We start from the raw sequence: 12,009 nt of genomic DNA, 5'->3' as shown, positions 1-12,009 counted from the left end.
CCAGGATGTCGATCTCGAAGCCTCTGGAAGGACGCGTCGCGCTCGTCACCGGCGCGTCGCGTGGGATCGGCCGGGCCGCCTGCATCGCCTTCGCACAAGCCGGCGCGCATGTGGTGGCGCTCGCCCGGACGACGGGCGCGCTGGAGGAACTCGATGACGAGATCAAGGCGCTGGGTGGCAGCACGACGCTGGTGCCTGTCGATCTGTCAGACGAACCGGCGATCGAGCGACTTGGACCTGCGCTGATCGAGCGCTGGGGCCGGCTGGACATCCTGCTTGCCAATGCCGGTATGCTGGGGCCGCTGACCCCCCTTACCCATGTCACACCGAAGGAATGGGCGCAGGTCTTCGACACCAATGTCACGGCGAACTGGCGGCTGCTTAAATCGGTCGAGCCCGCCTTGCAGAGATCGACAGCGGCTCGCGTGATCCTGATGTCCTCGGGCGCGGCCCATAAATGCCTGGCCTATTGGGGGCCCTATTCGATCTCGAAGGCCGCCGTCGAGGCGATGGCGCGGACCTATGCGGCCGAAACCGTGACGACGGCAACGAAGGTCATGCTGGTCAATCCGGGGCCGCTGCGGACCAAGATGCGCGCCGAGGCGATGCCGGGCGAGGATCCGATGACGCTGCGGACGCCGGAGGATCTGGCGCCGCATCTGGTCGCAATGGCCTCGCCCGACTGGACCGAGACCGGCAAGATCTTCGATTTCCCGCAAGGCAAGGTGATCGCGCCGCAGATGCCGGCTTGAAAGCGACGCCCGCGCCTTCCCTTCTCCCCTTGCGGGAGAAGGTGGCTCGGCGAAGCCGAGACGGATGAGGGGTCGCGCGACGCTGCCGCTCTCGGTTTGATGTGCCGCACGCGGACAGCCCCGTGTGACCCCTCATCCGCCCCTTCGGGGCACCTTCTCCCGCAAGGGGAGAAGGGAAGGCGCCTCAGCCCGCCCGCTTGTCCTTGTCATAGGGGTTCTCGCCGCCGCGCGTGTGCAGGCGGACAGGCGTGCCCGGGAGCTCGAAAGCCTCGCGCAGGTTGTTGACGAGATAGCGCGTGTAGGACACCGGCAGATGGTCGAGCTGGTTGCCGAACAGGGCGAAGGTCGGCGGGCGTGCCTTGGCCTGCGTCATGTAGCGGATCTTGATGCGCCGGCCGGCGACGGCTGGTGGCGGATGGGCCGAGAGCACGCCTTCGAGCCAGCGGTTGATCCGCGCGGTCGAGATCCGCTTGTTCCAGACATCGTAGGCGCCGAAGACGGCCTGCATGAGCCGGTCGATGCCCTCGCCCGCCAACCCTGAGAGCGGCACGATCGGCACGCCGCGCACCTGCGCGAGCAAATGATGCGCCTTCTCCTTGAGCTCGGCGAGCAGGCCGTTCTTGTCGGCGACGAGGTCCCATTTGTTCAGGCCGATGACGACACAGCGGCCTTCGCGCTCGGTCAGATCGACCAGCGTCAGGTCCTGCTTCTCGAAGGGGATCGTCGCATCGAGCAGCACGACCACGACCTCGGCGAAGCGGATCGCGCGCAGCGCGTCCTGCACCGACATCTTCTCGAGCTTCTCCTCGATGCGGGCGCGCTTGCGCATGCCGGCCGTGTCGAAGAGCTTCACGGGCTTGCCGCGCCATTCGTAATCGACCGAGATGGTGTCGCGGGTGATGCCGGCCTCCGGACCGACGAGCAGGCGGTCTTCGCCGATCATCCGGTTGACCAGCGTCGACTTGCCGGCGTTGGGGCGGCCGATGATGGTAACGCGCAGCGGCTTGCTCGGGTCGTTGTATTCCTCGTCCTCCTCACCGGCAGCGGCCGGCGCATCCACCCAGCGCTTGTCGCCATAGCTCTCGTCGAAGGCCTCTTCCTCTTCGGGCTCCTCATCGACGAAAGGCGCCAATGCCTCCAGGAGATCGGATGTGCCCTCGCCGTGCTCGGCCGAGAACGGCACGGGATCGCCCAAGCCCAGCGCGTAGGATTCGAAGATGCCGTCGGTGCCCTTGCGGCCTTCCGCCTTGTTGGCGAGCAGGATCACCGGCTTGCCAGAGCGGCGCACCAGGTCGGCGAAGGGCTGGTCCATCGGCGTGATGCCGAGTCGGGAGTCGATCATGAACAGGATGACGTCGGCCTGCTCGATCGCGGTCTCGGTCTGGGCGCGCATGCGGCCGGCGAGCGACTCCTTGTCGGCCTCCTCCACCAGCCCGGCCGTGTCGATGATGGTGAAGCGCAAATGGCCGAGCGAGGCCTCGCCCTCGCGCCGGTCGCGGGTCACACCCGGCCGATCATCGACGAGCGCGAGCTTCTTGCCGACGAGCCGGTTGAACAGCGTCGACTTGCCGACATTGGGGCGGCCGATGATGGCGACGGTTGCGGTCATGTTCGTTCCAATACAACAGCACAGCCCCTTCGTCATTCCGGGGCGGCCGAAAGGTCGAACCCGGAACCCGCGACTGTATGCCGGCCGCGTCGGGCGGCTGCAGCCAGTCACGGGTTCAGGGTCCATCGCTCCGCGATGTCCCGGAATGACAGGACCTAGTTCTTCGTCTCGACCGGGCCGCCGCGCACCAGCGCGAGATAGAGGTCGGTACGTTGCCGCAGCACCTGCGGCGCCTGCGGGTCGGTGACGATGGCGTCGAACCAGCGGCCGGCATCTTCGAACAGGTTGGCCTTGAGCGCGGCGATGCCGAGGAACTCCCGGGCCGAATGGCGCCAGGCGCCCTGCGGTATGGTCAGCGGCTCCATAGCGGTGCGGACCTCCGCATAGGGCAGCAGGTCTACCCGCAGCATGCCGGCGCGCAGGCGGGCGAGATCGCGGTAGAGCTGTTCCAACCCGCCATCGTTGGCCAGCGCGTCGAATTCGGCAGCGCCGGCAGCGGCGTCGCGCTTGGCTGTTTCAGCTGCAAGGCGGAAGCGGGCGATCTGGCGATAGCCGGCCGGTGCGGTCGCAGCGAGGTCCTTGAGGCTAGCCTCGGCCTGCTCGCCATTGCCGTCGCGGGAGAGTTTCAGGGCCGCCTCGAGCTTGGCACCAACGGCCTGGGAGGCCTGTGCCTCGCGATGCTGCCAGTACTGCCAGCCGGCGACGGCGGCGACCGCGATCACTGCGAGCGCGATGAAGACGCTGCCGTATTTGCTCCAGATGGCGGCCGCCTTGTCGCGGCGCACCTCCTCGTCGATCTCACGAAAAATATCGGCCATGGCCCGTCGGGTTTCCCTGTTGTCGTGCGCGGTAGCATTTTCGTGGCGGGATTGCGAGCCGGAACAGCAGCTTGCGAACCGTTTCGACCACCTCGCTTAGAGCAAGCAGCTCCGTTCCGCCGGCAAACGCTCCGTCATCCCGGACAAGCGGCGAAGCCGCGCCGATCCGGGATCCATCATCGAGCACCGCGGCGCCTTACGATGGATCCCGGATCTCCGCTTCGCTCCGTCCGGGATGACGCGGTGTTGTGGCGGTGGCGAATAGAACCACGCAGGCGTGGACATCGATGTCCAGTATCTGGACTACTCCTGCGGTGCCCGATGCAGTAGGCTTGCGTCGCCATAGGAATAAAACCGGTATTCCTTCGCGATCGCATGGGCATAGGCGCGTTTCATGATGTCGAGGCCGCAGAAGGCGCTGACGAGCATGAAGAGCGTCGAGCGCGGCAGGTGGAAATTCGTCAGCAGCATGTCGACGGCGCGGAAGCGATAGCCCGGGGTGATGAAGATCGCCGTGTCGCCGCTGAAGGGGGCTATGGTTCCGTCCTCGCTCGCGGCGCTTTCGAGCAGACGCAGCGAGGTGGTCCCGACCGCGACGATGCGGCCGCCATTGGCTCTGACCGCGTTGAGCGCTGCGGCCGTGACGGGGGAGACCTGCCCCCATTCGGAATGCATATGGTGGTCGCGCGTGTCTTCGGCCTTCATTGGAAGAAACGTGCCCGCCCCGACATGCAGGGTCACGAGATGGCGTGAAATCCCGCCGGCATCGAGCGCGGCGATCAGTTCGGGCGTGAAATGCAGGCCTGCGGTGGGCGCGGCGACGGCGCCGTCGTGGCGGGCATACATCGTCTGGTAGTCGGCGGCATCGGCCGCGTCGGTCTTGCGCCGGCCGGCGATATAGGGCGGCAGCGGCAATTCGCCGAGCCGGGCGATAGCCTCGTCGAGCGCCGGGCCGGCGAGCGCAAAGCGAAGCTCGACCTCGCCGCCCTCGCCTTTCGCCACGACTTCGGCTTCGAGGCGGCCGAGTTCGCAGGTATTGGAAGCGGCGTCGCTGCCGAAGAGGATCGTCTCGCCGAGGGCAAGTTTTTTGGCCGGACGAGCGAAGGCGAGCCAGCGATCGCCGCTTTGGCGCTTGTGCAACATGATTTCGACGCGGGCCGAGACGTCGCCGCGATGACGGCGGCCATGGAGTCGCGAGGGAATGACGCGGGTATCGTTGAGCACCAGCGCATCGCCCGGCCGGAGCAGGCGGACGAGATCGCCGATGCTGCGATCCTCGCAGGGCTCGGCGGCATCTGGCCTGACGACGAGCAGGCGCGCCGCATCGCGCGGGCTTGCTGGCCTCAGCGCGATGCGGGCTTCGGGGAGATCGAAATCGAAAAGCCCGATGTTCATTTGCAATCAGGCCGCACGACGGCTCAGGCGACGTCCGCCATCACCTTCATCGAGACGATCGAATCGGGCTCGCGCACCGGCTCGCCGCGCTTGATCCTGTCGACGTTCTCCATGCCTTCGACGACTTCGCCCCAGGCGGTGTACTGCTTATCGAGGAAGCGGGCGTCGTCGAAGACGATGAAGAACTGGCTGTTGGCCGAGTTGGGGTTCGACGAGCGGGCCATCGAGCAAATACCGCGGACGTGCGGCTCCGCATTGAACTCGGCCTTGAGGTCGGGCAGATCCGAGCCGCCGGTGCCGGTGCCCTGCGGGCAGCCGACCTGCGCCATGAAGCCGTCGATGACGCGATGGAAGACGATGCCGTCATAGAAGCCCTGGCGCGACAGGGTCTTGAGGCGCTCGACATGGCCGGGGGCGAGATCGGGGCGCAGCTTGATGACCACCTTCCCCTTGGTGGTTTCCATAACGAGGGTGTTTTCGGGATCGAGAGACATCAGATTGCCTTTTCGTTGGACGGCGCGCGGCCGTGGAAGCGGATGGTGAAAGGTCGCCCCGCGATACTCGCTCCGAGCTGCGGCGACAACCTCATCGGTGTGCAACCGCGAACGGCGGCGACGACCGAGTCGGTGAAGCGCTGACGCAGATCCGGCTCGGTGCGCGTGGCTTCCCAGGTGACGCGGGGCTGGCCGAAGAGCGTACCGTCGCGACGCAGGCTGAAGCGGACGGTCGCCATCGCGCCGGCGTTGGGGCCATCGATTTCGGGCGGCTGCCAGCACCGGCGTAAAGCAGGAGCGATATCGGCGAGGCGATCGAGTTCCTCGCCCGCGAAGGCTTGCGTCGAAGGCGCAAGCGAGCCCGCAACGCCGATCTCGCCGCTGCCCGACCGTCGCGGCGACTGACCCGGCCGCTGCTCGCTGCCGGGAATGTCGTCGCCGCTGAATTGGCCGCCGACACCGGGCACATAGCGCTGGCCCGACTGCGGAGGCAGGACCGGGTTCTGCGAGCCTGATTGCGGCGGCAGCACGGGATATTGCGAACCCGACTGCGGCGGCAGACCGAGATCGCGCGTCTCCTGAGCGACGGCGGCTCCAAGAGGCAGCATCAAGGCCAGACAAGCGAGAGCCGTGCGCATCATCCTCCCGGCCCTCCCCGTTCGGTTTACTTTGCGTCCGCCAGCAGGCGCATACGGACGATCTTGTCAGGCGAGGTCACCTGGCCGTTGGCGGCCGAACTGCCCTTCTTGATCTTGCGGACGGCATCCATGCCGGAGACGACTTCGCCGAACAGGGTGTACTGGCCGGTCAGCGGCCCGCAGCCTTCGAAGCAGATGAAGAACTGCGAATTGGCGGAATCGGGCGACTGTGAGCGCGCCATGCCGACCGAGCCGACCTTGTAGGGTGTCGGCGTGAATTCGGCCGGAAGGTTCGGAAGCTCCGACTTGCCGGTGCCCGTGCCGGTCGGATCGCCGGTCTGGGCCATGAAGCCGTCGATGACGCGGTGGAAGACGATGCCGTCATAAAAGCCCTGCTTCGCCAGCGTCTTGATCTGCGCGACGTGTTTGGGCGCGAGATCGGGGCGCAGGCGAATCGTCACCTTCCCATCCTTGGTCTCGAGCACCAGCGTGTTGTTGGGATCCGGGGCCTGGGCGTGCGCGGCGCCGAGCGAGGCGGCGAAAGCAAGAGCAACGAAAGCGGGGCGCAACATCAAGGTTCTCCATGATTGCCGAAATAATCGGCTGATCTCTCGATTTCGAGGTCGTAGCGGCAACCTTTGGCCGGAACAAGGCCGGGCTGAAGCGACACGGGGCGTTTGCTGCACTGCACAAGTGCAAACGAGAATAAATTTGCAAAAAGATGAGGCTTGGCGTGCCTAAACTGGTGACAGGCCTGTCACAATCCGCTAATCATTTGGGGCTGGGCACGCTCGGTTCTAACTTGAGCGCCGCGGACCAGGTCTTGGGAGGAATAAACGCCCGCCTAGTATATGAGTTGCGCACAAATAGATGCGTGCCTTTACTGCGGTAAAAATAGACTTCCAAGGCAGGGCTCGGGCCCTGCCTTTTCTTTTTGCAGTTTTGCGGACCGAGGCTACAGGTCGAAGGTCGCCCAGATATACCAGACGAGCGCAAACACCGCCGCTGCGATCACGGACGTGATCAGTGCCTTCCTGACGAGACCCGGCGCAACCGGCGCGCCCGGTTCGGTGCCTTGCGTTACCTCGCCGGCGTCGGCCTGGCTGCTGACGCCGAAGGGCAGTACTGCAAACAGCACCGTCCACCAGATCACGAAGTAGACCGCCAACCCGCCAGCCACGGTCATGACTGGCTCTCATTCGAAAGCGCGATGCAGGAAAAGGCGACGCGGGCTTCGGTCGGCACGCCGAAGCGCGCGGTGTGCCGTGCCGGCAGGCCGGCCGGGAAATGCTTCACATATTCGGCGTTGCAAGCGGCGTAGTCGGCCGGATCGGTGATCAGCATGGTCATCTGGACGACGCGATCGAGCGAACTTCCTGCCTCGATCAGGATTTTGGCGATTTTTTCAAGCGCGTTGCGAACCTCGTCGGCGGGCGTGTTGCCGCGATACACTCCGCGCGCCGGATCATGCGGGGCGGACTGACCGGAGACGAAGATCAGCCCGCCAGCGCTCGTCGCCTCGCTGAAAGGCCGGGAGGAGCCCACCTCCGGCTGGCCGAAGAAATCGATCATGAGCGTCTCATTCGGGTTCACGCCTGTTCGAGCTCGACCAGCGTGCCGCAGAAATCCTTCGGGTGAAGGAACAGCACCGGCTTGCCGTGAGCGCCGATCCGCGGTTCGCCGGAGCCAAGTACGCGAGCGCCATCGGCCTTCAGCTTGTCGCGCGCGGCGATGATGTCGTCGACCTCGTAGCAGATGTGATGGATTCCGCCGTCGGCGTTGCGCTCCAGGAACTTCGCGATCGGGGAATCAGGTCCCATCGGTTCCAGCAGCTCGATCTTGGTGTTGGGCAGTTCGACGAAGACGACCGTAACGCCGTGATCCGGCTGCGGCAGCGGCTGCGAGACCCGCGCGCCAAGCGTGTCGCGGTAGAGTGCCGTCGAGGCCGCCAGATCCTTCACGGCGATGGCGACGTGGTTGAGGCGTCCGATCATGGCTTCCCCTTCATCGAGCTTACCATTCTGGCACTGACCAATTCGTCATCCCGGACAAGCGGCGAAGCCGCGCCGATCCGGGATCCATCATAAGACAACGTCGTTCGCTACGATGGATCCCGAATCTCCGCTTCGCTGCGTCCGGGATGACGGTGCGTCTCCGTGCAATGTGCGCCAGTTTAAACCTCGATCACCAGCGCGTGCACCAGCGGCTTCTTGCCCCACTCCTCGTTGACGGCGCTGCGTAGGCCGCGCTCCAGCGCGTTGCGCAGGGCTTCGGGGTCACGCCGGCGCGCCTTGGGGATGCCGTCGATCAGTTCGGAGACGGCGTCGGCGACGTACTCGTCGAAATCCGTGCCGTCGCGGGTACGCGGCGGCAGGCCGAGCACCGCGATCTCAGGGTCGCCAGCGAGCCCGCCCTTCTCGTCGATCGCGACCGCAACCGAGATCATGCCGGCGAAGGAGAGCTTGCGGCGTTCAGCGATGGTCTTTTCCAGCGAATTCACCAGCAGGTTGCCGTCCTGATAGAGCCTGCCATGGGTGACCTCGTCGATCTTGCTGGCACCGTCGGCCGTGATCGCGATGACGTCGCCATTGACGGCGCGCATCACGGTCTTGACGCCGAGACCACGCGCGAAGGTCGCGTGCTCGGAAAGATGCAGATCCTCGCCATGGGCCGGGATGGCGATCTTCGGCCTGAGCCAGCCATAGAGCCTGGCCATCTCCTCGCGGCGCGGGTGGCCGGAGACATGAACCAGATGGGTGCGGTCGGTGATGATCTCGATGTTATCGCGGGCGAGCGCGTTCAGGATGTTGCCGACGGCCTTCTCGTTGCCCGGAATGGTACGCGACGAGAAGATCACGCGGTCGCCCGGAGACAGAGCAATCTCGGGGTGGTCGTCCCCCGCGATGCGGGAAAGTGCGGCGCGCGGCTCGCCCTGGCTGCCGGTGAGCAGGCACACGACCTTGTCGCGCGGCAGGTAGCCATAGGTGTCGGCCGAGCGGAAGGCCGGGATGCCGTCGAGATAGCCGCATTCGCGCGCGACATCGATGACGCGGTCCATGGCGCGGCCGACGACGACGACCTCGCGCTGGTCGGCCATGGCTGCTTCCGCGACGGCGCGCAGGCGGGCGACGTTGGAGGCGAAGGTGGTGACGGCGACACGGCCCGGTGCCGAATGAACCAGTTCCTTGATCTTGGCTGCGACATCGGCCTCGCTCGGGCTGGTGCCGTCGCGCATGACGTTGGTCGAGTCGCAGATCATGGCGATCACGCCCTCGTCGCCGAGTTCGCGCAAGCGTTTCTCATCGGTCGGCAGTCCGACCTGCGGCGTCGGGTCGATCTTCCAGTCGCCGGTGTGGACGACAAGGCCGACCGGAGTGCGGATGGCGAGCGCGTTCGATTCCGGGATCGAATGGGCGACGGGGACGAATTCGATGTCGAAGGGGCCGAGCGTGACGCGCCCGCCCTGCGCCACGACATGCATCGGCACCTTTGGCGCGCCCGGCTCCGACAGGCGTCGCGTCGCCAGCAGGCCTGCGGCGAATTTGGTGCAGTAGACCGGCGCGCGAAGCGAGGGCCAGAGCGCCGCAAGCGCGCCGATATGGTCCTCATGGGCGTGGGTGATGACGATGCCCAGCAGGTTCGCCCGCTCCTCGATGATGTAGCGCAGATCGGGCAGCACGATATCGACGCCGGGCGCCTCGGGGCCGGCGAAGGACAACCCGCAATCGACCAGGATCCATTTGCGACGGCCTTCCGGGCCGAAACCGTAGAGGGCGGCATTCATGCCGATCTCGCCGAGGCCGCCGAGGGGAACGAAGACGAGCTGGTCGCTGGAACGGGTCACGAAAAATCCTGACTGGGACAAGGGATAGCGCATGCGCGCGAAGGCGTTGCGGGAGCCCTAACACGCGAGGCGGCAGGTCTCCATAGCGGGATGCGAAGGCGAGGACAGCATCGGACGGGTTCGCTCAGGTCGATGCGCCAAAATAAAGATCGCCGGCATCGATCAGGCGGCGGCCTTCGGATGTGTCCAGTTCGAGCCGACCTGACGGGTCGAGCCCGTCGAAGCGACCACTGACCGGCCCCTCGCCGAGCCGGATCGTGATGGTCTCACCGAGAAAGGCGGCGCGCTCAAGCCAGGCGGCGCGCGTCGAGCCGAAGCCGCCGGGCTGAGACCAGGCGTCGAGGCGCGCGACCCAGGCATCGCTGAGCGCCGCCAGCATGGCCTCGACGCTGGCCTGCGGCTGGTGTTCCTTCAAAAAGGCGGCGGGATAGGGCGTGTCTTGCGGACAGGAGGCGATGTTGACGCCAAAGCCGATGACGACGCTGAACACCGCTCCCCGGCTTTCGCCTTCGAGCAGGAGGCCCGCGGTCTTGGCACGGCCGATCAGCAGGTCGTTAGGCCATTTCAGGGCGAGGTCCGGCGCTGACGGGCCGATCATTCGGGCCGCCGCATCATGCAGAGCAAGTCCCGCGACGAAGCCGAGTTGGGGGGCGAGCGCCGGCTCGCAAGGCGCGGTCAGCAGCAGGCTGGCATAGAGGTTTCCCGGCGGCGAGCCCCATTGCCGGCCATGGCGGCCTCGTCCGGAATTCTGGCTTCGGGCGACTATCCAGAGCTTGCCGGCGTCGCTCTGGTCGAGCGCCCGGCGCGCCTCCTCCATGGTGGAGCCGACCTCGTCGCGGATGATCAACCGGTAACCGGAGGCGCGGGCGACTTCACCCAGCATGGCTGCTGTCATTCCGGGGCGCTGCGCAGCAGCGAACCCGGAACCCACGACCGGGCGAACGGCTGCGATGCATGGTGTCGCGCGTCATCCCGTCGTGGGTTCCGGGTTCGCGCCTTCTGCGCGCCCCGGAATGACAGCCGTTCAAAACAGCGACTTCGCCGCCGCCGCGGCGGAGTTGAACAGCGGGGCCGGCAGCAGCGAGAGCACCAGTACGAACCCCGCCGAAACAAGCAGCACCGCGCGCACGCCGATATCGCCCTGCTCGAAGGCGGGCTTGGGCTCGTCGAAATAGATGATCTTGACCAGGCGCAGGTAGTAATAGGCGCCGATCACACTGGTCACGACGCCGACCACCGCAAGTACATAGAGCTTGGCGTCGATCGCGGCGAGGAAGACGTAGAATTTCGCCCAGAAGCCCGCCAGCGGCGGAATACCGGCAAGCGAGAACATCATCATCGAGAGCGCGAAGGCCATCCAGGGATTGGTCCGCGACAGGCCGGCGAGTTCGCCGATCTCCTCGACCGCCTTGCCGTCGCGACGCATCATCAGCACGCAGGCGAAGGCGCCCAAGGTCGTGGCGAGATAGATCGCCATGTAGACCATGACGCCCTGGACGCCGGCGGCCGTGCCGGCGGCGAGGCCGACCAGCGCGTAGCCCATGTTGGCGATCGAGGAATAGGCGAGCAGGCGCTTGATGTTGCTCTGGCCGATGGCTGCGAAGGCGCCCAGCGCCATCGAGGCGATGCCGATGAAGACGACGATCTGCTGCCATTCGTGCAGCGCGCCGGGGAAGGCGCCGACGAAGACGCGCACCATCATGGCCATCGCCGCCATCTTCGGGGCCGAGGCGAAGAAGGCCGCGACAGGGGTCGGCGCGCCCTCATAGACGTCGGGCGTCCACATGTGGAACGGCACGGCCGAAATCTTGAAGGCGAGGCCCGCCGCGATGAACACGATGCCGAAGATCAGGCCGATGCCGGGATGGCCGTGCTGCACGGCGGCCGCGATACCGGTGTAGTTGACCGTGCCGGTGAAGCCGTAGACCAGCGACGAACCATAGAGCAGCATTCCCGAGGAGAGCGCGCCGAGAACGAAGTATTTCAGGCCGGCTTCGGTTGATTTGGCGTTGTCGCGGTCGAAGGCGGCGACGACGTAGAGCGCCAGCGACTGCAGTTCAAGGCCGACATAGAGGCTGATGAGATCGTTGGCCGAAATCATCATCATCATGCCGATGGTGGCGAGCACGATCAGGATCGGGAATTCGAAGCGCATCGAGCCGTCGCGGCGCAGATTGTCCGACGACAGGATGATCGCAGCGGCCGCGCCGAGCAGCGTCAGAACCTTCATGAAGCGCGCGAAGCCGTCGGCGACGAAGCCGTCGTTGAAGGTGAAGACCCTGCCCTCACCCGACAGGACCAGCACGAGCGCCAGCGCGAAGAGCGCGATCGCGCAGCCTTCGAGCAGGCGCGTGGCGCGCTCGCCCCGGATTGCGCCGAACAGCACCATGGCGATGGCGCCGAGCGCGAGGACGATTTCCGGCAGTGCGGGCCCGAGGGCGGGGACGGCGGTCATTTTG

At 66.0% G+C, this 12,009-nt stretch carries 13 protein-coding genes; 1 reads left to right on the top strand and 12 read right to left on the bottom strand.

The window, feature by feature from the left end:
• Positions 1 to 5 precede the first annotated feature (5 nt).
• Entirely contained in the window at positions 6 to 752 is a 747-nt protein-coding gene (locus AXW83_RS06885) for an SDR family NAD(P)-dependent oxidoreductase (protein WP_066611792.1), read from the top strand.
• A gap of 184 nt (positions 753 to 936) precedes the next feature.
• On the opposite strand, the gene der is transcribed toward AXW83_RS06885, so the two are convergent.
• The 12 genes from der to nuoN form a co-directional block, all read right to left on the bottom strand.
• Entirely contained in the window at positions 937 to 2,361 is a 1,425-nt protein-coding gene (gene der / locus AXW83_RS06880) for a ribosome biogenesis GTPase Der (RefSeq protein WP_066611790.1), read from the bottom strand.
• Positions 2,362 to 2,516: 155 nt separating this feature from the next.
• Positions 2,517 to 3,179, bottom strand: a complete 663-nt coding sequence (locus AXW83_RS06875; RefSeq protein WP_066611788.1) for a tetratricopeptide repeat protein — start codon at positions 3,177 to 3,179, stop codon at positions 2,517 to 2,519.
• 303 nt (positions 3,180 to 3,482) lie between these two features.
• On the bottom strand, positions 3,483 to 4,574 hold the full coding sequence (gene queA / locus AXW83_RS06870; RefSeq protein ID WP_066611787.1) for a tRNA preQ1(34) S-adenosylmethionine ribosyltransferase-isomerase QueA: 1,092 nt from the start codon (positions 4,572 to 4,574) through the stop codon (positions 3,483 to 3,485).
• A 23-nt stretch (positions 4,575 to 4,597) separates the two neighbouring features.
• The gene (locus AXW83_RS06865; RefSeq protein WP_066611785.1) at positions 4,598 to 5,068 is read right to left on the bottom strand and encodes a peptidylprolyl isomerase; all 471 of its coding nucleotides are present in this window, start codon (positions 5,066 to 5,068) and stop codon (positions 4,598 to 4,600) included.
• Positions 5,068 to 5,709 (bottom strand): hypothetical protein, encoded by a 642-nt coding sequence (locus tag AXW83_RS06860; RefSeq protein WP_066611783.1) that lies wholly within the window; start codon positions 5,707 to 5,709, stop codon positions 5,068 to 5,070. Before AXW83_RS06860 ends, AXW83_RS06865 begins: the two co-directional genes overlap by 1 nt.
• Before the next feature lie 23 nt (positions 5,710 to 5,732).
• Positions 5,733 to 6,278, bottom strand: a complete 546-nt coding sequence (locus AXW83_RS06855; RefSeq protein WP_066611781.1) for a peptidylprolyl isomerase — start codon at positions 6,276 to 6,278, stop codon at positions 5,733 to 5,735.
• A gap of 383 nt (positions 6,279 to 6,661) precedes the next feature.
• Positions 6,662 to 6,892 (bottom strand): DUF1467 family protein, encoded by a 231-nt coding sequence (locus AXW83_RS06850; RefSeq protein WP_066611779.1) that lies wholly within the window; start codon positions 6,890 to 6,892, stop codon positions 6,662 to 6,664.
• Entirely contained in the window at positions 6,889 to 7,278 is a 390-nt protein-coding gene (locus tag AXW83_RS06845) for a RidA family protein (protein WP_156639850.1), read from the bottom strand. The genes AXW83_RS06850 and AXW83_RS06845 overlap by 4 nt, the downstream gene beginning before the upstream one ends.
• A gap of 17 nt (positions 7,279 to 7,295) precedes the next feature.
• Positions 7,296 to 7,700 carry a methylmalonyl-CoA epimerase gene (gene mce / locus AXW83_RS06840; protein ID WP_066611776.1) on the bottom strand — a complete coding sequence of 135 codons (405 nt, stop codon included), beginning with the start codon at positions 7,698 to 7,700 and terminating at the stop codon, positions 7,296 to 7,298.
• A 179-nt stretch (positions 7,701 to 7,879) separates the two neighbouring features.
• The gene (locus tag AXW83_RS06835) at positions 7,880 to 9,550 is read right to left on the bottom strand and encodes a ribonuclease J (protein ID WP_066620011.1); all 1,671 of its coding nucleotides are present in this window, start codon (positions 9,548 to 9,550) and stop codon (positions 7,880 to 7,882) included.
• A 124-nt stretch (positions 9,551 to 9,674) separates the two neighbouring features.
• Complete coding sequence (locus AXW83_RS06830) at positions 9,675 to 10,433, bottom strand: biotin--[acetyl-CoA-carboxylase] ligase (RefSeq protein ID WP_066611774.1); 759 nt, start codon at positions 10,431 to 10,433, stop codon at positions 9,675 to 9,677.
• Between the two features lie 141 nt (positions 10,434 to 10,574).
• Positions 10,575 to 12,005 carry an NADH-quinone oxidoreductase subunit NuoN gene (gene nuoN, locus AXW83_RS06825; RefSeq protein WP_066611772.1) on the bottom strand — a complete coding sequence of 477 codons (1,431 nt, stop codon included), beginning with the start codon at positions 12,003 to 12,005 and terminating at the stop codon, positions 10,575 to 10,577.
• Positions 12,006 to 12,009 lie beyond the last annotated feature (4 nt).

The organism is Bosea sp. PAMC 26642, from assembly GCF_001562255.1.
In the GTDB taxonomy this organism is placed as follows: Bacteria; Pseudomonadota; Alphaproteobacteria; order Rhizobiales; family Beijerinckiaceae; genus Allobosea.
Note: the sequence above shows the minus strand (reverse complement) of the source record. Positions and strands in the feature narration are given on the sequence as shown.